Here is a 20,471-nt window from a genome sequence, read left to right on the forward strand (position 1 = left end):
ACACACCCCTCACACCATGGAGATACGGACATGAGCAAGCGCAACAGCCAGGCCAACAAGGCAGCGGCCCGCGAGCGGCTGCGCGCCGAGCGCGAGCGCCAGGCCAAGAAGGACAAGGCCCGCCGGCAGATCGTCGTCGGCGTCTCGATCGTCGGCGTCCTGGCGGTCGTGGGCCTCGGCACCTGGGGCATCATGCAGCTGAACAAGCCGTCCCAGTGGGAGGCGGCCAAGGACGCGAAGAGCGTGACCGCGCCCAAGAACACCTCGGGCAAGGACGGCACCACGGTCGTCATCGGCAAGCCGAGCGCCAAGAAGACCCTGGAGGTGTACGAGGACTCGCGCTGCCCGATCTGCGCGACGTTGGAGCAGTCCCTCGGCGAGACGATCCGCAAGGACGCCGACGCCGGCAAGTACAAGGTCCAGTACATCGGTGCCACGTTCCTCGACGACATGGCCGGCGGCGAGGGCTCGAAGAACACGCTGAGCGCGCTCGGCGCCGCGCTCGATGTCAGCCAGGACGCCTTCCTCGACTACAAGGCCGCGCTCTACTCCGCGAAGTACCACCCGCAGGAGACGGACGACAAGTTCAAGGACGACTCCTACCTGATCGAGATCGCCGACACGGTGGACTCGCTCAAGGGCAACGCCGCCTTCCAGAAGAACGTCGAGGACGGCACGTTCGACAACTGGGCGATGAAGATGTCGGCGAAGTTCGAGGACAGCGGCGTGAAGGGCACCCCGACCCTGAAGATGGACGGCAAGACGCTCACCGACGGAAAGAGCGAGAACGCTCCGATGACGGTGGAGGACTTCAACACCGCGATCACGGCCGCGCTGAAGGGCTGACCGGCCGGCGGCCTCACGGCGGCGGCTCCCCGACGGGCAGGCGAACTTCTCTCGTTCGCCTGCCCGTTCGCTTTGTCCGCCAAGTTGGATTTTTTGTCCGTGCCCAGTCAAACGCGCTTCTCGCCGCCCTCCTCCCCCAGCCGCCGCACGGCCGTCAAGGCCGCTGCCGCCACCACCGTCGCCGTTCCCGCGCTGGGCTCCGCCGCCACCGCACGCGCCGCGGACGGACCCGCCTTCCTGCACGGCATCGCCTCCGGCGATCCCCTTCCCGACGGCGCCCTGCTCCGGACCCGCGTCACCCCGACCCCGACGCGGCGCCCGGTTCGGGCCGCGGCGCCGATACGACGGTGCGCCGAGAGGTCGCCGAGGACAAGGAATTCGCCCGGGTCGTGCCCCGGGGCACGACCGTCACGAAAGCCGCGTCCGACCACACCGTCAAGGCCGATGTGCGGGGCCCGGCCCCCGCCACCGCGTACTGGTTCCGCTTCACGGCGGGCGACGGCACACAGACCGTCTCGCCGTCGGGCCGCCGCGGTGAAGGCCGCCAACCGCCATGTGAAGTGGGTGGACATGGACTCGCACGGCTACGGCGTCCTCGATGTGACCGCCGAGCGCTCACAGATGGACTACAACGCGGCCTCCGACCGGACCCAGCGGGACGCGACCTCCGCCTGGACGCGTTCGTACCGGACGCTCAGCGGAACGCAGAAGGTCGAGCGGTTGGACAGCCCGGTGCACTGAGGGATCATTTTCGGCCACCCCCGCATATGCTGACGGTGCATTACATCGCTACGGCGGGTGGCGTGCCCCAAGGCCCGAATGGGGACACACCACCCGCCGGGGTGACGCCTACGGCTACGTCGCCACCCCAAACTCTGGAACACGAAGAAAGATTTGCCCCGTTTTCCACTCTTTGGCGAATGCTTGATTGGGCCTGATCATTCCTCCTCCAGGGGTGACATGCGCACGTAATCTCCCGGCGGCAGGTGAGGAAACGCCTCCCCCACACATCCGCGAGGAGTCCCCGTGCGCGCTCTTGCCCGTATATCGCCACGTATGCGTAACCGTGCGATCGGCACCGCCGTTCTGGCCGGAACATTGGCCCTGGCACCCCTCTCCGCTCCCTCAGGCTCCGCCGCTTCCGCCGCTTCCAAGGTCTCCGCCCCGTCCGCCCAGAAGTGCGCCGACGACGCGGGCACCAACGCCACGGCACGGGAGGCCCGCCCCTCGGGCGCCGCCCACACCGACGACCCCAATGAGCTGACCGCGGCCCAGGCCAAGGCCATGGACGCGCAGTTGAAGCAGAGACTCGCGGACCGCCGGCTCAGCGGCCCCTCGCTCGCCGCGGGCGCGACGATCCCGGTCTACTTCCACGTCGTGCACTCAGGGACGACCGGCAAGCTCAGCTCGTCCGCGATCAACAGCCAGATGAACGTCCTGAACGCCGCCTACAGCGGACAGGGCTCGGGCAACACCGACTCCGGCTTCCGGTACACGCTGGCCGGCACGGACTACACGGACAACAGCTCCTGGTACAACGGCGTCTCCCCGGGCTCCGCCGCCGAGAAGGCCATGAAGTCCTCGCTGCGCAAGGGCGGCGCGAACGCCCTCAACATCTACACCGCCAACCTCGGCGGCGGTCTGCTGGGCTGGGCCACCTTCCCCAGCTCGTACAAGTCGAACCCCTCGGACGACGGCGTCGTCATCCTCGACGCCTCGCTGCCCGGCGGCTCCGCCACCAACTACGACGAGGGCGACACCGCCACCCACGAGGTCGGCCACTGGATGGGCCTGTACCACACCTTCCAGGGCGGCTGCAACGGAAACGGCGACTACGTCGCCGACACCCCGGCCGAGAAGAGTGCCGCGTACGCGTGCCCGACCGGGCGCGACACCTGCACCAACAAGACCGGGGTCGACCCGATCCACAACTTCATGGACTACACCTACGACTCGTGCATGACCCAGTTCACCGCGGGCCAGGTGCAGCGGATGAGCGACAGCTGGACCGCCTACCGGGGCTGATCCGCCCCGTCCGTACGAAGGGCCCCGCGCTGCGCGGGGCCCTTCGCGCGGTCACAGCGTGGCGAGGAAACCGAGCGCGACCTTCCAGGCCAGCTCGGCCGAGGCCCGGTCGAAGTCGGGCAGTTCGGCGTCCGTGAAGAGATGGCCCGCGCCCGGGTAGCGGTAGACCTCCACATCGGCACCGGTCCGCCGCATCTGCAGATACCAGGAGTTCAGCCAGTCGTGCGTCTCGAACGGGTCCGGGTCGGCGACATGCAGCTGTACCGGCAGTTCGTCCACGGAGGCGTTCTCGGCGATGTCCGAGGTGCCGTGGAACATCAGCAGGCCGCGAGCCTTCTCGTCGCCGAGCGCCAGGGTCTGTGCGGTGGCGGCGCCGAACGAGAAGCCCGCGTAGACCAGGCCCCGGTCGGAGTAGGGGGCGGCGGCCAGCACGGCCCGCTTGAGCAGCTCGTCCTTGCCGACCTCCTCCTTGAAGGCCAGGCCTTCCTCGACGGTGTCGAACGTGCGCCCCTCGAAGAGGTCGGGCACCTGCACCTCGTGCCCGGCGGCGCGAAGCCGGTCGGCAGCGGCGTGCACCGCGGGGCGCAGACCGTACGTCGAGTGGAAGAGCATGATGTTCATGGGCTCCATGGTGCCAGCTACGGTCGGGGGCATGGAGAACGACGGGATGGAGAACATACTGCGCCCGCTGATCGTCGTCGGCGGCTCGGTCGTGATCACGCTGCTGGTCGGCGCGCTGGTGGATCTGCTGCTCAGACGGGCCGACGGCCGGCACCACGAGACCCCGCTGTGGGGGCTGCTGCGGCGCTGCCGGATACCGCTCCAGCTGACGCTCTGCACGGCGCTGCTGCGGGGCTCGTACACCCACACCCGGCTCGCGGTGATCCAGGACCACCGGGCGGGGATCGGCCAGGTCCTGACGCTGGCGCTGATCGGGGCCTCGGCCTGGCTGGTGGTGCGGATCGCGACGGCCGTCGTCGACTCCCTCTACGCGCGGTACGCCGCGAACACGGCCGATCCGGCGCGGGTGCGGCGGGTCCGCACCCAGGTGACGCTGATTCAGCGGGTGGTCACCGCGATCGTGGCGGTGGTCGCCGTCAGCGCGATGCTCCTGACGTTTCCGGGGATGCGGACCGTCGGCACCTCGATGCTGGCCTCGGCGGGTGTGCTCGGCATCGTCGCGGGCGTGGCCGCCCAGTCGACGCTCGGCAATCTCTTCGCGGGGCTGCAGATCGCGTTCGGCGACATGGTGCGCATCGGTGACACGGTGGTGGTGGACGGCGAGTGGGGCACGATCGAGGAGATCACGCTGACCTTCCTCGCGGTGCGGACCTGGGACGAGCGGCGGATCACGATGCCGGTCTCGTACTTCACCAGCAAGCCGTTCGAGAACTGGTCGCGCGGCAGCGCGCAGATGACCGGCTCGGTCTTCTTCCACCTCGACCACTCGGCCCCGGTCGACGAGATGCGCGAGCAGCTGCGGGACATCCTGGGCGAGTGCGCCGCCTGGGACGGCCGCGACTGGTCCCTCGCCGTCACGGACACCACACCGTCGACGATCCTGGTCCGCGCGGTGGTCACCGCGAAGGACCCGAGCGACATCTGGACGGTGCGCTGCGCCGTACGGGAGCAGCTCGTCGGCTGGCTGCGCGACCACCATCCGTACGCGCTGCCGAGGGTCGCGACGGCGCCCGCGTCGCTGCCGCCGCACACCGAGCGGCCGCATCTGCCCGGCCCCGCGCACGAGAAGCCGTCGGACCGGGACAGGTCCCCGCGCACGGGACGCGGCTGACCGGCGGCGCGGCCGCCCACCACCTCACCGCAGACTGCGGACGTCCAGCTGCTGCAGCACCCGGCCGACGACCTCCGGATCGGAGACCGGCCTGCGCGGCAGCCCGGCCGAACCGGCGACGGCGGCTCCACGGCGGTGGTCACCCCACAGGGTTCGCGCCGCCCCCGGAAGGGCCCGCGCGACGTGCCGCCGAACGGCAGCTGGACCCGCTGGGGCCTGCCCGGCTGAACCGACCCCGGCGGCCTCAGTCCCGCAGAGCGCGGCGCATCGCCCGGTGGGGCATGCCCGCGTCCAGGAACTCGGGGCCGTACGCCACATAGCCGAGGCGCTCGTAGAAACCCAGCGCATGGGTCTGGGCGTGCAGGTCGACGGCGGCCAGCCCCAGCCCACGAGCCGCGTCCTCGATGGCCCGGACCAGCGCCGCCCCGACGCCGAGGCCGCGTGCCTCCTTGGTCACCGCGAGCCTGCCGAGCGAGCCGACGGCCGGGTCGTCGCCGGTCCTGGCCGCGGCGGCCGGGCCGTGCAGCAGCCGCCCGGTGCCGAGCGGCGAGCCGTCCGCCGCGACGGCGACGACGTGCAGGGCGACCGCGTCGTACTCGTCGTACTCGATCTCCTCGGGCACGTCCTGCTCGCCGACGAAGACGTCCTTGCGGACCAGGAAGCAGGCTGCGCGGTCCTGCTCGTCGACGGCGGTACGCGTCGCGTACGGGGCGGGCGAGCCGGTCATTCGCTCTCCGCCGCGATCTTGTCCAGGGCCCGCTGGAGGTCGTCCGGGTAGCTGCTGGTGAACTCCACCCAGCTGCCGTCGGAGGGGTGCTCGAAGCCGAGCCGGACGGCGTGCAGCCACTGCCGGGTCAGACCGAGACGCTTGGCCATCGTCGGGTCGGCGCCGTAGGTGAGGTCACCGACGCAGGGGTGGCGGTGGGCGGACATGTGCACCCGGATCTGGTGCGTACGGCCCGTCTCCAGCTTGATGTCCAGGAGGCTGGCGGAGCGGTAGGCCTCGATGAGGTCGTAGTGCGTCACCGAGGGCTTGCCCTCGGCCGTGACGGCCCACTTGTAGTCGTGGTTGGGGTGGCGCCCGATGGGGGCGTCGATGGTACCGCTCATCGGGTCCGGGTGGCCCTGCACCAGCGCGTTGTACTTCTTCTCGACGACCCGGTCGCGGAACTGCGCCTTCAGCAGGGTGTAGGCACGCTCGGACTTGGCGACGACCATCAGGCCGGAGGTGCCGACGTCGAGACGGTGGACGATGCCCTGGCGCTCGGCGGCACCGGACGTCGAGATCCGGTACCCGGCGGCGGCCAGACCCCCGATGACGGTCGTGCCGGTCCAGCCGGGGCTCGGGTGGGCGGCGACCCCGACCGGCTTCACGATCACGACGATGTCGTCGTCGTCGTGCACGATCTCCATGCCCTCGACGGGCTCGGCGACGATCTGCACCGGAGCGGGGGCCTGCGGCATCTCCACTTCCAGCCAGGCACCGCCCCGGACCCGCTCGGACTTCGCGACCACCGAGCCGTCCACCTGCACCTTCCCGGCGGCCGCCAGCTCTGCGGCCTTGGTGCGGGAGAAACCGAACATCCGGGAGATGGCGGCGTCGACACGCTCGCCCTCCAGACCGTCGGGTACGGGCAGGGTGCGGACCTCGGGATACGTACTCACCGTTCGAGTATGCCTTGCGGGATCTAGTCCTTGTGCACGGTGCCGTCGGGGTCCAGACCCTTGAAGGAAAGGATCACGACCAGGATCCCGCCGCAGACGATCGCGGAGTCGGCGAGGTTGAAAACGGCGAAGTGCGCGGGGGCGATGAAGTCCACCACCGCGCCCTGGAAGGCGCCGGGGGCGCGGAAGATGCGGTCGGTGAGGTTGCCGAGCGCGCCGCCGAGCATCAGACCGAGCGCGATGGCCCACGGCAGGCTGTAGAGCTTGCGCGCGAGCCGGGTGATCACGACGATGACGCCCGCCGCGATGCACGTGAAAATGACGGTGTACGCCTCGCCGATGCCGAACGCGGCACCGGAGTTGCGGATCACGCTGAGCTGCAGCCAGTCGCCGATGATCTCGACCGGTTCGTGGTGCTCCAGCTTCGCGACCACGATCATCTTGCTGATCAGGTCGAGGAGGTAGGCGCACACGGCCACGGCGAAGAGCACCTTGACCTTCCGCCCGCCCGTGCTCGGGACGGCTTCCCCGCCCCGGTCCGCCGCCTCGTCCTTCTCGGCCCCCTCAGCATCGGGGATGTCCGGCGTACCGATGATGCGCTCCGCCTCTGCCACGTGAATCCCTCAACCTAGGTTCCAGACTGAGGACGAGGGTACGGCACGCCGCCGGGGATCAGCCGCGTCGCTCCTGCTTCTGTTTGTCCTCGACACAGAGCGTGGCGCGGGGGAACGCCTGCATCCGCGCCTTGCCGATCGGATTGCCGCAGATCTCGCAGAGTCCGTACGTCCCGGCGTCGAGCCGGGCCAGGGCCCGCTCGGTCTGGTCCAGCATCTCCCTGGCGTTGGCGGCGAGCGACATCTCGTGCTCGCGGGTGATGTTCTTGGTGCCGGTGTCCGCCTCGTCGTCACCGGCGCCGTCGCCGGAGTCACGCATCAGCCCGGCGAGCGCGGCGCTCGCGGCCTCCAGCTCACTGCGCAGCCGCAAGGTCTCGCTGCTCAGCCCGGCCCGCGCCTCGGCGACCTCCTCCGGGGTCCAGGGGTCCTCACCCGGCCGGACCGCCAGCTCGCCCGGGGCTGTCGTGGCCAGCCCGCCGGCCGGGGGCACGGGCGCCGCACCTGTGTCCGCCGTGCGGGTCCGGGCCGCGCTCTTCTTGGCTACCACCGTGTGGGCTCCCGTCTTCCCGGCGGCCTCGGCCGCCTCCTGGGCCGCGTCCGCGGCCTTCTTCGAAGCCTTCTTGGCCGCGCTCTTCCTCGCAGCCGCCTTCTTGGCCGGCGCCTCGTGCCCGGCGGAGGCCGCCTCCGTGCCGGCCGCGGTCTTCTTGGCCGCGGTCCTCTTCACGGCGACCGGCGCCGCACCGGCCTCCGGGACGGTCTCCATGCCCGCGTCGCCGTCCGGCTCCCCGGTCGGCGCGCACGTGTATCCGGGCGACGCCGTCTTCTTTGCGGCGGTCTTCTTCGCCACCATGGCCGCGGCCCCTTCACATATTGTGATCTTGCACGCGAATCATGCTGGGACGATAAATCGACCCCAGCCCCGCAGCAACGGGGCACGCCGCCGAATCGATCCTCCCCGCGTCCGGACAACGACCTGCCTGCCTCCGTTGTGCCCAGCTCACCACCGGGTAATCCGCCTCCCGGTCCCTGCCGGGACTCCGCACCCCGCCGCCTGCCCATTCGGGTCACACCCCGCCCCTCGGGTTAAACCGGTCGGCCGTCCCCCGTACGGGCCCGTACACTGGCCCCAGCGAGAGGCGTGGATGGGACGAGTAGCGTCGTACGCAGCCAGGAGCGACCCGGGGACGGTGGAAGCCCGGGGGCGAGCGCGCCGTGAAGATCACCCGGAGCCGTCGGAAGAAAGCCTCAGGGCGAGTAGAACCGGCATCGCGACCCCAATGAGGGGGCCACGGGCACGCGCCCGGGGCCAAGGAGGGTGGTACCGCGGGAGCCGATGAGGCCCTCGTCCCTCCGACGGAAGTGAAAAACGTCCGCCGGAGGAAGTCCGCCCATGACATCGCCGCAGTACCGCCAGGTTCCCGCCCAGGTCGACCTGCCCGCGCTGGAGCACGCCGTGCTCGATTTCTGGCGCGAGAGCAAGGTCTTCGCCAAGAGCCTCGAACAGTCCGAGGGCCGCCCCGAGTGGGTCTTCTACGAGGGCCCGCCCACCGCCAACGGCATGCCCGGCGCCCACCACATCGAGGCCCGCGTCTTCAAGGACGTCTTCCCCCGCTTCCGGACCATGCAGGGCTACCACGTCGGCCGCAAGGCCGGCTGGGACTGCCACGGACTGCCGGTCGAGCTCGCGGTCGAGAAGGAGCTGGGCTTCAACGGCAAGAAGGACATCGAGGCGTACGGCATCGCCGAGTTCAACGCCAAGTGCCGCGAGTCCGTGACCCGGCACACGGACGCGTTCACCGAGCTCACGACCCGCATGGGCTACTGGCTCGACCTCGACGACGCGTACCGCACGATGGACCCCGAGTACGTCGAGTCGGTGTGGTGGTCGCTCAAGGAGATCTTCGACAAGGGCCTGCTGGTCCAGGACCACCGCGTCGCCCCCTGGTGCCCCCGTTGCGGCACCGGTCTCTCGGACCACGAGCTGGCCCAGGGCTACGAGACGGTCGTCGACCCGTCGGTCTTCGTCCGCTTCCCCCTCACGTCCGGCCCGCTGGCCGACGAGGCGTCCCTCCTCGTCTGGACGACCACCCCCTGGACCCTGGTCTCCAACACCGCGGTCGCCGCGCACCCCGACGTCACCTACGTCGTCGCGACGAACGGCGAGGAGAAGCTCGTCGTCGCGCAGCCGCTCGTCGAGAAGGCGCTGGGCGAAGGCTGGGAGCCCACCGGCGAGACCTTCACCGGCCGCGAGATGGAGCGCTGGACCTATGAGCGCCCCTTCACCCTGGTCGACTTCCCGAGCGCCGGCGAGGGAAGCGACGGACACAGCCCTGCCGAGGCGCACTACGTCGTCAACGCCGAGTACGTGACGACCGAGGACGGTACGGGTCTGGTCCACCAGTCCCCCGCCTTCGGCGCCGACGACCTCCTGGTCTGCAAGGCGTACGGCCTCCCGGTCGTGAACCCGGTCCGCCCCGACGGCACCTTCGAGGAGGACCTGCCGCTGGTCGGCGGTGTCTTCTTCAAGAAGGCCGACGAGACGCTCACCGAGGACCTGGCCGCCCGCGGCAAGCTCTTCCGGCACGTCCCGTACGAGCACAGCTACCCGCACTGCTGGCGCTGCCACACCGCGCTGCTCTACTACGCGCAGCCGTCCTGGTACATCCGTACGACCGCCATCAAGGACCGGCTGCTCCAGGAGAACGAGAAGACCAACTGGTTCCCGGACTCCGTCAAGCACGGCCGCTTCGGTGACTGGCTGAACAACAACGTCGACTGGGCGCTGTCCCGCAACCGCTACTGGGGCACCCCGCTGCCGATCTGGCGCTGCGAGGACGGCCACCTCACCTGTGTCGGCTCCCGCGCCGAGCTCGGCGAGCTCGCCGGCACGGACCTCTCGGGCCTCGACCCGCACCGCCCGTTCATCGACGAGATCACGTTCACCTGCTCGCACGAGAACTGCCAGCTGGAGGCGTACCGCGTCCCCGAGGTCATCGACGCCTGGTACGACTCGGGCTCGATGCCGTTCGCGCAGTGGGGCTACCCGTACAAGAACAAGGAACTCTTCGAGAGCCGCTACCCGGCGCAGTTCATCTCGGAGGCCATCGACCAGACCCGCGGCTGGTTCTACACACTGATGGCGATCGGCACCCTGGTCTTCGACAAGGCGTCCTACGAGAACGTGGTCTGCCTGGGCCACATCCTCGCCGAGGACGGCCGCAAGATGTCCAAGCACCTGGGCAACATCCTCCAGCCCATCCCCCTCATGGACCAGCACGGCGCGGACGCGGTGCGCTGGTTCATGGCGGCCGGCGGCTCCCCGTGGGCGGCGCGCCGCGTCGGCCACAACACGATCCAGGAGGTCGTCCGCAAGACCCTCCTCACGTACTGGAACACGGTCGCCTTCCAGGCGCTGTACGCCCGTACGTCCGACTGGGCCCCCTCCGCGGCCGACCCGGCCCCGGCGGACCGCACGGTCCTGGACCGCTGGCTGCTGAGCGAGCTGAACGCGCTGGTGGACCAGGTCACGCAGGCCCTGGAGGGCTACGACACCCAGCGCGCCGGCAAGCTGCTGTCCGCCTTCGTCGACGACCTCTCCAACTGGTACGTGCGCCGCTCGCGCCGCCGCTTCTGGCAGGGCGACAAGGCGGCGCTGCGCACCCTGCACGAGGTCATCGAGACGGTGACCCGGCTGATGGCCCCGCTCACCCCGTTCATCACCGAGCGGGTCTGGCAGGACCTCGTCGTCCCGGTCACGCCGGACGCCCCCGAGTCGGTCCACCTCTCCAGCTGGCCGAAGGCGGACCCGGCGGTGATCGACCCGGCCCTCTCCACGCAGATGGCGCTGGTGCGCCGCCTGGTCGAGCTGGGCCGGGCCACCCGTGCCGAGTCCGGTGTGAAGACCCGTCAGCCGCTGTCCCGGGCGCTGGTCGCCGCGGTCGGCTTCGAGTCGCTCTCCCCCGAACTGCACGCCCAGATCACCGAGGAGCTGAACGTCTCCTCGCTGGCCTCTCTGTCCGAGGTCGGCGGCTCGCTGGTCGACACGACGGCGAAGGCGAACTTCCGGGCGCTGGGCAAGCGGTTCGGCAAGGGCGTGCAGGCGGTGGCCAAGGCGGTCGCGAACGCCGATGCGGCAGCCCTCTCCCTCGCCCTGCGCGAGGGCACGGCATCGGTCGAGGTCGACGGCGAGACGGTCACCCTCGCCCCCGACGAGGTGATCATCACCGAGACCCCGCGCGAGGGCTGGTCGGTCGCGTCCGACTCGGGCGCCACGGTCGCCCTGGACCTGGAGATCACCCCGGAACTGCGGCGTGCGGGCCTCGCCCGTGACGCGATCCGCCTCATCCAGGAGGCCCGCAAGAACAGCGGCCTGGACGTCGCCGACCGCATCGCCGTCCGCTGGACGTCCGCCTCCCCCGCCACGGCGGAGGCGCTGACCGAACACGCCGCCCTGATCGCGGACGAGGTCCTGGCCCTGGACTACGCCCAGGGAGAGGCGGACCCGTCGTACGGCGAACCGTTCGAGGACGAGGGCCTGTCCCTGACGTTCCGCCTCCGCAAGACGGAGCAGTAGCCCACGCAGAGAAGGAGGGCCCGGCCGGACACCACCACTCCGGCCGGGCCCTCCTTTTGGCTCCCAGCCCCTCCGGCGATTGAGGAGCGGTCCGGGGCAGAGCCCCGGGTTCGGGAAGGGGCGGGCAGGGAACAGCCGGCGCAGCGGCCCCGCCCACAGCGCCCACCCTCGAACCCGCACCGCGCACAGCAAAAGGGCCGGGCCCCGGGGTATCCCCGGGGCCCGGCCCTCAGCCTGCCGACGGCTACGCGCTCACCGCGCGCACCCGGCTCAGTTGTCGTCCTCGTCGATCAGGAACCCACGCATCGGCGAAGGAGCCTGCTGCATCGGCTGCGGCGCCTGCGGCCGCACCGGCGCCATCGGCTGGGTCATCGCCGGCGACATCTGCTGCTGGCCGCCGTACGAGGGCCCACCGCCCATGGACGGGGTGCCGCCCATCGGCTGGTTGCCGTGGTTGCCGCCCATGCTGTGGCCCATGGCCCCCGCACCGGCCGGGGCCAGCGAGGGCGACGGCGGCAGCGAAGCGGTCGCGGGCGTCCGCGGCGGAGCCAGCGAGTCGTCCGCCTGGGTCTCCAGCTGACGCAGCTGGCTCTCCAGGTAGGACTTCAGGCGGGTCCGGTACTCACGCTCGAAGCCACGCAGATCCTCGACCTTGCGCTCCAGCGTCGCGCGGGCCGACTCCAGGGAGCCCATCGCCACACGGTGCTTCTCCTGCGCGTCCCGCTCCAGGGCGTCCGCCTTGGCGCGGGCGTCCCGCTCCAGGCCCTCGGCACGGCTGCGCGCCTCACCGACGATCTTGTTGGCCTCGGAACGGGCCTCCGCGATCGCCTGGTCGGCGGTCTGCTGTGCGAGCGAGAGGACACGGGCGGCGCTGTCGCCACCGGGGCCCTGACCGGGCTGCTGCATCTGCGGCTGCTGCATCTGCTGCATCTGCTGCTGCGGGGCGTGACCACCCATGGGGCCGCCCATCGGGCCGCCCATGGGACCGCCCTGCATCGGACCGGGGCCGTGCGGGCCCTGCGGACCGGGGCCGTGCGGGCCCTGAGGACCAGGACCGTGACCGCTGGGACCGGCGGGCAGCTGCGGAGCACCACCGGGCAGCTGGGGCGGACCCATCTGCGGGGGCTGCTGCTGGACCGGCGGACCCGATATGGCGGCGGGCACAGGTGCCCCGGGCCGGTCCTGCGGCTCCGGCTTGCGCATGCCCTGCTGCTGGTTCTGCGCGGCGGCACGCGTGGCGGCGGCCAGCTTCGCGCGCAGGTCCTCGTTCTCACGGAGCAGGCGGGTCAGCTCGGACTCGACCTCGTCGAGGAAGGCATCGACCTCGTCCTCGTCATAGCCTTCTCGGAGGCGGACGGTCGTGAACTGCTTGTTCCGCACGTCCTCAGGAGTCAGCGGCATCTCTTCTTCACCTCTACGTAGTCGTCGGCAGTCGGCAAGACCGTATCGCTCACAGCCTGATCACGATGCCGATCAGGATGTAGACGATGATCATCAGAACGAAGAAGGACAGGTCGAGTGCCACGCCCCCGAGACGCAGCGGCGGGATGAACCGCCGCAGAAGCTTGAGCGGTGGATCGGTGACAGTGTAGGTGGCCTCAAGTATGACCACCATCGGCTTGCCGGGCTGCCATGAACGCGCGAACTGGAAGACGTAGTCCATGACCAGCCGGAAGATCAGCACGATGAGGAAACACATCAGCGCGATATAGACAACCTGCAGTGCGACGCCCATTTCGCGCTTCCCTCTCCCCTGGCTCTCGTAGCTCCGGCCTCGCGGCCGGGTTGTTCCCGGTGTCGTGCTCTCAGCTCTGGTTGAAGAATCCGCCCTCAGCGATGCGGGCCTTGTCCTCCGCCGTGACATCGACGTTAGCAGGCGACAACAGGAACACCTTCTGCGTCACGCGCTCAATGCTGCCATGGAGACCGAAGACGAGGCCTGCAGCAAAGTCGACAAGTCGCTTTGCGTCCGTATCGTCCATCTCCGTGAGATTCATGATCACCGGAGTGCCCTCGCGGAAGTGTTCCCCGATGGTACGGGCCTCGTTATAGGTCCTGGGGTGCAGCGTGGTGATGCGGTAGGGCTCCCGCTCGGACACGACCTTGGGCATGATCACCGGTGCGTTCTTCTCCATGTTCGGACGTTCAGGTGTGATGGATGCCACGGGTGCGATCCGGGCGGGTCGTTCTCTTTCCACCGGGATCTGAACCGGCTCCCGCTGTGCGGGAGGCTGCACCGCTCGTACCGGTTCCTCCCGCTCCCGTTCCCGCTCCACCTGATGCGCGGGCTGGTGCCGCCGCCGGTCACGCTCGGGCTCCGGCTCGGGTTCGAATTCGTCATCGGGGTCGAACCCCGGACCGTCGTACCCATCGTCCTCCACGAGGCCGAGGTAGACCGCCATCTTGCGCATCGCGCCGGCCATGCTCTGAGTCCTCCGCTCTGTGGTGGATCGGCATTGTCACCAAGTGCCCCGCGATCCACTGAGGCCTGCCCGCCATGGGCGGGAATGACCATATTTTCTGCTGTGGTCCGACCTGCTTGGCGACGTTACCCGAGCCCGGGTCGGACTCCGAGTACCGCCGTACCGACGCGCACATGTGTCGCCCCGGCCGCGACCGCGTCCTCGAGGTCCGCGCTCATCCCTGCAGAGACCATGTTCGCAGCCGGATGGTTCCCGCGCAGGCGGGATGAGAATTCCATCAGCCGGTCGAAGGCGGCCCGTTGCCGTCCCGCGTACGGTCCGGCGAGCGGTGCCACGGTCATCAGACCGCCGAGCCGCAGCCCGGGCGCGGCGTCGACCGCGGCGGCCAACTCCTCGATCCCGTCCGGCGCGACGCCACCCCGGTCGCCCCGCTCACCGCTCTCCGCGTCGAGCGCCACCTGGATGAGACAGCCGAGTTCACGTCCCTCGCGCACGGCGGCGGCCGAGAGTGCCGTGACCAGTCTGGCCCGGTCCACCGACTGCACGACATCGGCATAACCCGCCACAGAACGAACCTTGTTCGTCTGCAATTGACCGACAAAGTGCCATGTGAGCGACAGATCCGCACATTCGGCTGCTTTGGGGGCCGCATCCTGGTCACGATTCTCCGCGACATGACGTACACCCAGTTCGTGCAGAATCCGCACATCGCTCGCGGGGTAGGTCTTGGTGACCACGATGAGGGTCACTTCCTCCCGCCCGCGACCGGCAGCAGCACAGGCGGAAGCAATGCGTTCCTCCACCCGCGCCAGATTTACGGCGAGTTGAGCCTTACGGTCCGTCATGCCCTATCAGTCCAACCAGACATATCCGGCGAGCCGCCCGGTGGTGCGGTCGCGGCGGTACGAGAAGTGGTCGCTCGATTCGAGGGTGCAGACCGGCGAGGCCTGCCGGTCCTCGACCCCGAGCGCTTCGAGCTGGGCATGGACCCCGGCGGTGACGTCCACGGCCGGAGTGCCCCAACTGGTCTCGGACCAGGCGGCCGGGACACTCCGGGCCACTTCGGCGCGCATGTCGGCCGGGACCTCGTAGCAGCGTCCGCAGACCGCCGGTCCGGTACGGGCGACGATCCGGGAGGTGTCGGCGCCGAGCCCGACCATGGCCTCGACCACTGCGGGGACGACCCCGGCGACCAGGCCCGGGCGGCCGGCGTGCGCCGCGGCCGCGACCCCGGCGACCGGGTCGGCCAGCAGTACGGGGGTGCAGTCGGCGGTGAGCACTGCGAGCGGGAGCCCGCGCCGCGAGGTCACCACCGCGTCCACCGCGGGGATCTCCGAGGCGTCCGCCCACGGCCCCTCGACGACCGCGACGTCCCGCCCGTGCACCTGGTTCATCCACACGACCCGCGCCGGGTCCAGGCCGAGGGCCCGAGCGGCGCGTTCGCGGTTGGCCAGAACGGCGGCGGGGTCGTCTCCGACCGCGCCGCCGAGGTTGAGCTCCTCGTACGGAGCGGCGCTCACTCCGCCCCACCTGTCGGTGAAGGAGAAGTGGGCGCCGCCCGCCGAGGACCGTGCGTGGTGCTGAGCTATCACTTCAGGAAGTCCGGAACATCCAGCTCTTCGGCCTGCGAGTCCTGGTACGCGGGACGGGCCGGCGGGACGTGCGGCGAGGCGACCGGCGGCAGGTGGGTCTCGCTCGCCACCGGTACGGGCTCCGCCTGGGCCGGCGACTCCTCGCGGGTGGGCACGGAGCCCAGTCCACCGCTCTGACGCACGGGCTCCGGGGTGCGGACCGGCGCGGCGGACTCCTCGCGCTTGGCGGGGTTCGCACCCAGGACGTTCTCGCGCCGGGCCGGCGGCTGTCCGCCGTCGAAGCCCGCGGCGATCACGGTGACGCGTACCTCGTCGCCCAGCGCGTCGTCGATGACCGCACCGAAGATGATGTTCGCCTCGGGGTGCGCCGCCTCGCTCACCAGTTGGGCGGCCTCGTTGATCTCGAAGAGACCGAGGTCGCTGCCGCCGGAGATGGAGAGCAGGACACCGCGGGCGCCGTCGATGGACGCTTCCAGGAGCGGCGAGGAGATCGCCATCTCCGCGGCGGCCACCGCGCGGTCGTCGCCGCGGGCGGAGCCGATGCCCATGAGCGCCGATCCGGCCTCGGACATGACCGACTTGACGTCGGCGAAGTCGAGGTTGATCAGACCCGGGGTCGTGATGAGGTCGGTGATGCCCTGGACACCCGAGAGCAGCACCTGGTCGGCCGACTTGAAGGCGTCGAGCACGCTGACCTGGCGGTCCGAGATGGACAGCAGCCGGTCGTTGGGAATGACGATGAGGGTGTCGACCTCTTCGCGGAGCTCGGCGATGCCGTCCTCCGCCTGGTTCGCGCGTCGCCGGCCCTCGAAGGTGAACGGGCGGGTGACCACGCCGATCGTCAGGGCGCCGAGCGAGCGCGCGATGTTGGCGACGACGGGTGCACCGCCGGTGCCGGTGCCGCCACCCTCTCCGGCGGTGACGAAGACCATGTCGGCCCCCTTGAGGACCTCCTCGATCTCCTCACGGTGGTCCTCTGCCGCCTTGCGACCGACTGCCGGGTTGGCGCCGGCGCCAAGGCCGCGGGTGAGTTCGCGGCCGACGTCGAGCTTGACGTCGGCGTCGCTCATCAACAGGGCTTGCGCATCAGTGTTGATCGCGATGAACTCGACGCCCTTGAGACCGACCTCGATCATTCGGTTGATGGCATTGACACCACCGCCGCCGACACCGATGACCTTGATGACTGCGAGGTAGTTCTGCGGTGCTGCCACGTCGAAGGCCTCTCGCCTCGAGTTACGTGTCGTCGCTTCGCGGTAGTCCCGCCGCGACGACGGATGCCGATTGGGACGGTCCGAAATGCCGACCCGAACCCTAACGTTGAAGTTTAGGGTTACCAGTGTGTCTGCTTCATGGACTCTTCCGAACAGGACACTAAGTCGACAAGTGGCGCACGTTCAACGAACACGCCGAACCTCCCGTTTTTCTTTTCACCCTATGTGATCACCCGTAGCGCTGACCAACCAGGGTGGTGGCCAGGCCAAATGTGCGTCAACTGCCCGATGCGGCAGGGGCGGTGGGTGCACTCACGTCGAAGTGTCCCGCTTTGGGCTCAGCTTTCATGAGAGCGGTGAGAACTTTTGCCTTCACCGGACCTCCTTCACCACTGCCCCAGATCACCGTGCGCCCCCGGGTGAGTTCCAGGGAGATCGAGTCGTACGAGGTGACCCGTACGACCTCGGTTTCCTTGGCGACAGCACTCGGAAGTTCGCCCGCGACCCGGACCGCTTCCCGCACCAACCGGTCCTTGCCGAAGCGGCGCAGACCGGCGGACTGATCAGGTTTCAGTTCCAGCACGGGTACACGCCCAGGCGATTTGTCCACCTTTGCGAAATGCACGCCTTTTGCATCCACTTCAATGAACTTTGCGCCCTTTTTCACCAACAGAACCGGCTGTCGTTCCGTCACCTTAAGTCCGATTCCGTGCGGCCATGACCGTACGACATCCACGGAATCGATACGAGGCAACTTCTGGCGCAATCGCTCGGCGATGGCGTCGGTGTCGACGGAGATCAGCGGGGCCCCGATCGGAACCGCCGCGGCGGCCTCCACCTCGGCCGGAGTCAGTACGTCGACACCGGTGGTCCTGACCTGTTCGGCCCGGAGCCAGGAGGAGCCGTAGAGCACCCAGACGGCACCGGCGGCGAGCAGCAGCGCCAGTACGCCGATCACGATCAGCGTTCTGCGGCTGGGCAGTCGGCGCCCTTCCGGGTGCGGGCGCGGCGGGCGGGCCGGGGAGTCCTTCCGCTGCCCTGTTCCGCGCTGGGCGGTCGTCGGTCCGGCCACGCTCGCTCCTTACGCCGGGTCCGGGGGCGCCGCCCCCGGACCCGTCCGCCTCACACGCCTCGGCGTGCGGCAATCGCCTCGTACACCATGCCGACGAGCAGATCGTCGGCGTCCCGACGGCCGAACTCGGCGGCAGCGCGGGACATCTCGTACAGCCGGTGCGGATCCGCGAGCACCGGGAGGACGTTGCCCTGCACCCACTCGGGGGTGAGCGCCGCGTCGTCCACCAGCAGACCACCGCCGGCGTTGACCACCGGCTGGGCGTTGAGCCGCTGTTCGCCGTTGCCGATGGGCAGCGGGACGTAGGCGGCGGGGAGCCCGACGGCGGAGAGTTCGGCGACGGTCATCGCGCCGGCACGGCAGAGCATCATGTCGGCCGCGGCGTACGCAAGATCCATCCGGTCCACGTACGGTACCGGGATGTAGGGCGGCATCCCGGGCATGTTGTCGACGCGCGGCAATTCGTTCTTCGGTCCGACCACGTGCAGGATCTGGATGCCGGAGCGCTGCAGCAGCGGGGCGACCCGCTGGACCACCTCGTTGAGGTGGCGGGCGCCCTGCGAGCCGCCGGAGACCAGCAGTGTCGGCAGGTTGGGATCGAGGCCGAAGGCTGCACGCGCCTCGGGGCGGACCCGGGCCCGGTCCAGGGTGGCGATGGTGCGGCGCAGCGGGATGCCGATGTAGCGGGCACCGCGCAGCTTGCTGTCGGGGGTGGAGACGGCGACGCCGTGGGCGTACCGCGAGCCGATCTTGTTGGCCAGGCCGGGGCGGGCGTTGGCCTCGTGGACGACGATCGGCACCCCGGCCCGCTTGGCGGCGAGGTAGCCGGGCAGGGCGACGTAGCCGCCGAAGCCGACGACGCAGTCCGCCTTGGTGCGTTCCAGGACCTGCTCGGCGGCCTTGATGGTGCCGCGCAGCCGTCCCGGGACGGTGATCAGTTCCGGGGTGGGCTTGCGCGGCAGCGGCACGGCCGGGATCAGGGCGAGTTCGTACCCCCGCTCGGGTACGAGCCTGGTCTCGAGTCCGCGCTCCGTGCCGAGGGCAGTGATCCCCACGGCCGGGTCCTGCCTGCGCAGGGCGTCCGCGAGGGCAAGCGCGGGCTCGATGTGGCCGGCGGTCCCCCCACCGGCGAGTACGACATGCACCGAAATTCACCGCTCTCCGGACGGACGCTTCTTGACGCGCCGTCTCATCGTCTTCCATCTCACCCCGGGCCTCCGCACGGCCAGGGCCGCCTTCGCCGCGGGATCCTCTCGCGCGAACGCGATCAGCAGCCCGACGGCGAACATGGTCGGCAGCAGGGCCGATCCTCCGTAGGAGAACAGCGGGAGCGGGACACCGGCGATCGGCAGCAGGCCGAGCACCGCACCGATGTTGATCACGGCCTGCACCGTGATCCAGGTGGTCACGCCTCCCGCGGCGTACCTCACGAAGGGGTCCTCCGTACGTCCGGCCACGCGGATACCCGCATAGCCTAGAGCCGCGAAGAGGGCGAGTACCGACAGCGTCCCCGCCAACCCCAGTTCCTCCCCGGTGATGGCGAAAATGAAGTCGGTGTGCGGTTCAGGTAGTTGGCCCCATTTTTCCACACTTGCACCGAGCCCGGAACCGAACCATCCGCCGGACGCCAGAGCATAGATTCCGTGCACCGCCTGCCAGCAGGAGTCCCCCGGTCCGGGCTCGCTGGCGCCGATGCAGGCGAGCCTGGACATCCGGTTCGGGCTGGTCTTGATCAGCACGAAGGCGATCAGCGCGGCGAAGCCGAGCACCGCGCCGAAGAGCCGGGTGGGCGCCCCGGTCAGCCAGAGCAGTCCGAACAGGATCGCGGTGAGAATGATCGCAGTTCCCATGTCGCCACCGAGCATGATCAGCCCGAGAAGCATGAAGGCGACGGGGACGAGGGGCACGAGCAGGTGCTTCCACTGCGTCAGCAGCCGCTTGTCCTCTTTGCGGGCGAGCAGGTCCGCGCCCCACAGCACCAGGGCGAGCTTGCCGAATTCGCTGGGCTGGAGCTGGAAGGGGCCGCCCAGGTAGAGCCAGTTCTGGTTGCCGTTGACCGACACCCCTATCCCCGGCACCTGGACCAGCACCATCAGGAAGACGGTTCCCATGAGCAGCGGGTAGGCGAACGCCCGGTGCAGCTTGACGGGCATCCGGGCGGCGAGCGCCATCAGTCCGGCGCCGATGACGGCGGCGAGGAATTGCTTACGGAAGAAGTAGGTGCCCGGTTTGTCCAGCTCCAGGGCCTTGATCATCGAGGCGGAGTAGACCATCACGAGGCCGAGCACGGTGATCAGCAGGCCCGCGCCCAGGATCAGGTAGTACGCGGTCAGAGGGCGGTCCCAGGCCCGTCGTACCCGCTCGTGGATCCGCCGCACGCCGCCGCGGGGCGGGCGTGGAGTGCGGGGACTGCCGGTGGAGCGCCCCTTGGAGCGCTCCACCGGGGGGCGCCGGGAGCCGGTGGCCGACCGGACCCGCAGGGCGGGGCCGAGCGCCGCCTGGGCGCCCGCTGCCGCTCCCGCGAGCAGCGGTGGGGTGAGTGCCCGGCTGATCGCCTCGGTGGCCCGTGAGCGGCCCCCACGGGGCCCGGCAGAGCTCTCTTCGGCCGGCATGGTCGCTGTCCCCTCCACTGCTCGTGCCCACGGCCGCCGCCGA

The 20,471-nt window shown here is 69.9% G+C and carries 19 protein-coding genes and 1 pseudogene; 6 read left to right on the top strand and 14 right to left on the bottom strand.

Features of this window, described 5'->3' with window-relative positions; genetic code table 11:
• The first annotated feature begins 30 nt into the window (after positions 1 to 30).
• The 4 genes and pseudogenes from ACWCQ6_RS01300 to ACWCQ6_RS01315 all read left to right on the top strand — a co-directional run bounded on the left by ACWCQ6_RS01300 (position 31) and on the right by ACWCQ6_RS01315 (position 2,871).
• Entirely contained in the window at positions 31 to 846 is an 816-nt protein-coding gene (locus tag ACWCQ6_RS01300; RefSeq protein ID WP_451084691.1) for a thioredoxin domain-containing protein, read from the top strand.
• A 99-nt stretch (positions 847 to 945) separates the two neighbouring features.
• Positions 946 to 1,376 (top strand): annotated as a pseudogene (locus ACWCQ6_RS01305) (PhoD-like phosphatase N-terminal domain-containing protein); the annotation flags it as partial.
• A gap of 4 nt (positions 1,377 to 1,380) precedes the next feature.
• Entirely contained in the window at positions 1,381 to 1,587 is a 207-nt protein-coding gene (locus ACWCQ6_RS01310) for a hypothetical protein (protein ID WP_451084741.1), read from the top strand.
• 315 nt (positions 1,588 to 1,902) lie between these two features.
• Positions 1,903 to 2,871, top strand: a complete 969-nt coding sequence (locus ACWCQ6_RS01315; protein WP_451084692.1) for a zinc metalloprotease — start codon at positions 1,903 to 1,905, stop codon at positions 2,869 to 2,871.
• A gap of 51 nt (positions 2,872 to 2,922) precedes the next feature.
• Here the strand turns inward: ACWCQ6_RS01315 and ACWCQ6_RS01320 are convergent, their stop codons facing one another.
• The gene (locus ACWCQ6_RS01320; protein ID WP_451084693.1) at positions 2,923 to 3,501 is read right to left on the bottom strand and encodes a dienelactone hydrolase family protein; all 579 of its coding nucleotides are present in this window, start codon (positions 3,499 to 3,501) and stop codon (positions 2,923 to 2,925) included.
• 37 nt (positions 3,502 to 3,538) lie between these two features.
• Between ACWCQ6_RS01320 and ACWCQ6_RS01325 the strand changes: the two genes are divergently transcribed.
• Entirely contained in the window at positions 3,539 to 4,663 is a 1,125-nt protein-coding gene (locus ACWCQ6_RS01325; protein WP_451084740.1) for a mechanosensitive ion channel family protein, read from the top strand.
• A gap of 244 nt (positions 4,664 to 4,907) precedes the next feature.
• On the opposite strand, the gene ACWCQ6_RS01330 is transcribed toward ACWCQ6_RS01325, so the two are convergent.
• Genes ACWCQ6_RS01330 through ACWCQ6_RS01345 form a run of 4 tightly spaced genes read right to left on the bottom strand, consistent with a single transcriptional unit; the run spans position 4,908 to position 7,792 of the window.
• A complete protein-coding gene (locus ACWCQ6_RS01330; protein WP_451084694.1) occupies positions 4,908 to 5,390 on the bottom strand; it encodes a GNAT family N-acetyltransferase in 483 nt (160 codons plus the stop codon).
• Complete coding sequence (locus ACWCQ6_RS01335) at positions 5,387 to 6,328, bottom strand: RluA family pseudouridine synthase (protein ID WP_451084695.1); 942 nt, start codon at positions 6,326 to 6,328, stop codon at positions 5,387 to 5,389. The genes ACWCQ6_RS01330 and ACWCQ6_RS01335 overlap by 4 nt, the downstream gene beginning before the upstream one ends.
• A 23-nt stretch (positions 6,329 to 6,351) precedes the next feature.
• Positions 6,352 to 6,942 carry a signal peptidase II gene (lspA, locus tag ACWCQ6_RS01340; protein WP_451084696.1) on the bottom strand — a complete coding sequence of 197 codons (591 nt, stop codon included), beginning with the start codon at positions 6,940 to 6,942 and terminating at the stop codon, positions 6,352 to 6,354.
• A gap of 58 nt (positions 6,943 to 7,000) precedes the next feature.
• Positions 7,001 to 7,792 (bottom strand): TraR/DksA family transcriptional regulator, encoded by a 792-nt coding sequence (locus ACWCQ6_RS01345; protein WP_451084697.1) that lies wholly within the window; start codon positions 7,790 to 7,792, stop codon positions 7,001 to 7,003.
• Positions 7,793 to 8,332: 540 nt separating this feature from the next.
• On the opposite strand from ACWCQ6_RS01345, the gene ileS reads away from it, so the two are divergent.
• The gene (gene ileS / locus ACWCQ6_RS01350; protein WP_451084698.1) at positions 8,333 to 11,515 is read left to right on the top strand and encodes an isoleucine--tRNA ligase; all 3,183 of its coding nucleotides are present in this window, start codon (positions 8,333 to 8,335) and stop codon (positions 11,513 to 11,515) included.
• 270 nt (positions 11,516 to 11,785) lie between these two features.
• On the opposite strand, the gene ACWCQ6_RS01355 is transcribed toward ileS, so the two are convergent.
• From ACWCQ6_RS01355 to ftsW, 9 genes are all read right to left on the bottom strand, one after another.
• A complete protein-coding gene (locus tag ACWCQ6_RS01355) occupies positions 11,786 to 12,916 on the bottom strand; it encodes a DivIVA domain-containing protein (protein WP_451084699.1) in 1,131 nt (376 codons plus the stop codon).
• Between the two features lie 49 nt (positions 12,917 to 12,965).
• Positions 12,966 to 13,250, bottom strand: a complete 285-nt coding sequence (locus ACWCQ6_RS01360; protein ID WP_114244063.1) for a YggT family protein — start codon at positions 13,248 to 13,250, stop codon at positions 12,966 to 12,968.
• 70 nt (positions 13,251 to 13,320) lie between these two features.
• Positions 13,321 to 13,938, bottom strand: a complete 618-nt coding sequence (locus ACWCQ6_RS01365; RefSeq protein ID WP_451084700.1) for a cell division protein SepF — start codon at positions 13,936 to 13,938, stop codon at positions 13,321 to 13,323.
• A 125-nt stretch (positions 13,939 to 14,063) separates the two neighbouring features.
• Positions 14,064 to 14,783: a YggS family pyridoxal phosphate-dependent enzyme gene (locus ACWCQ6_RS01370; RefSeq protein WP_451084701.1), complete on the bottom strand. Its 720-nt coding sequence runs from the start codon at positions 14,781 to 14,783 to the stop codon at positions 14,064 to 14,066.
• A 6-nt stretch (positions 14,784 to 14,789) separates the two neighbouring features.
• Positions 14,790 to 15,530, bottom strand: coding sequence for a peptidoglycan editing factor PgeF (gene pgeF / locus ACWCQ6_RS01375; RefSeq protein WP_451084702.1), 741 nt, complete (start codon positions 15,528 to 15,530; stop codon positions 14,790 to 14,792).
• Positions 15,527 to 16,744, bottom strand: a complete 1,218-nt coding sequence (gene ftsZ / locus ACWCQ6_RS01380; RefSeq protein ID WP_451084703.1) for a cell division protein FtsZ — start codon at positions 16,742 to 16,744, stop codon at positions 15,527 to 15,529. The genes pgeF and ftsZ overlap by 4 nt, the downstream gene beginning before the upstream one ends.
• A gap of 277 nt (positions 16,745 to 17,021) precedes the next feature.
• Positions 17,022 to 17,816 (bottom strand): cell division protein FtsQ/DivIB, encoded by a 795-nt coding sequence (locus tag ACWCQ6_RS01385; protein WP_451084704.1) that lies wholly within the window; start codon positions 17,814 to 17,816, stop codon positions 17,022 to 17,024.
• 50 nt (positions 17,817 to 17,866) lie between these two features.
• Positions 17,867 to 18,961 carry an undecaprenyldiphospho-muramoylpentapeptide beta-N-acetylglucosaminyltransferase gene (murG, locus tag ACWCQ6_RS01390; RefSeq protein WP_451084705.1) on the bottom strand — a complete coding sequence of 365 codons (1,095 nt, stop codon included), beginning with the start codon at positions 18,959 to 18,961 and terminating at the stop codon, positions 17,867 to 17,869.
• A gap of 6 nt (positions 18,962 to 18,967) precedes the next feature.
• The gene (gene ftsW / locus ACWCQ6_RS01395) at positions 18,968 to 20,428 is read right to left on the bottom strand and encodes a putative lipid II flippase FtsW (protein WP_451084706.1); all 1,461 of its coding nucleotides are present in this window, start codon (positions 20,426 to 20,428) and stop codon (positions 18,968 to 18,970) included.
• Positions 20,429 to 20,471: the final 43 nt, after the last annotated feature.

The organism is Streptomyces sp. NPDC001880, from assembly GCF_053594575.1.

Bases quoted from the DNA above. Each gene is read 5' to 3' on its own strand.
- ACWCQ6_RS01300 (WP_451084691.1), top strand. From the start codon at position 31: ATGAGCAAGCGCAACAGCCAGGCCAACAAGGCAGCGGCCCGCGAGCGG.
- ACWCQ6_RS01315 (WP_451084692.1), top strand. From the start codon at position 1,903: ATGCGTAACCGTGCGATCGGCACCGCCGTTCTGGCCGGAACATTGGCC.
- ACWCQ6_RS01320 (WP_451084693.1), bottom strand. From the start codon at position 3,501: ATGGAGCCCATGAACATCATGCTCTTCCACTCGACGTACGGTCTGCGC.
- ACWCQ6_RS01325 (WP_451084740.1), top strand. From the start codon at position 3,539: ATGGAGAACATACTGCGCCCGCTGATCGTCGTCGGCGGCTCGGTCGTG.
- ACWCQ6_RS01330 (WP_451084694.1), bottom strand. From the start codon at position 5,390: ATGACCGGCTCGCCCGCCCCGTACGCGACGCGTACCGCCGTCGACGAG.
- ACWCQ6_RS01345 (WP_451084697.1), bottom strand. From the start codon at position 7,792: ATGGTGGCGAAGAAGACCGCCGCAAAGAAGACGGCGTCGCCCGGATAC.
- ileS (WP_451084698.1), top strand. From the start codon at position 8,333: ATGACATCGCCGCAGTACCGCCAGGTTCCCGCCCAGGTCGACCTGCCC.
- ACWCQ6_RS01355 (WP_451084699.1), bottom strand. From the start codon at position 12,916: ATGCCGCTGACTCCTGAGGACGTGCGGAACAAGCAGTTCACGACCGTC.
- ACWCQ6_RS01360 (WP_114244063.1), bottom strand. From the start codon at position 13,250: ATGGGCGTCGCACTGCAGGTTGTCTATATCGCGCTGATGTGTTTCCTC.
- ACWCQ6_RS01365 (WP_451084700.1), bottom strand. From the start codon at position 13,938: ATGGCCGGCGCGATGCGCAAGATGGCGGTCTACCTCGGCCTCGTGGAG.
- ACWCQ6_RS01370 (WP_451084701.1), bottom strand. From the start codon at position 14,783: ATGACGGACCGTAAGGCTCAACTCGCCGTAAATCTGGCGCGGGTGGAG.
- ftsW (WP_451084706.1), bottom strand. From the start codon at position 20,428: ATGCCGGCCGAAGAGAGCTCTGCCGGGCCCCGTGGGGGCCGCTCACGG.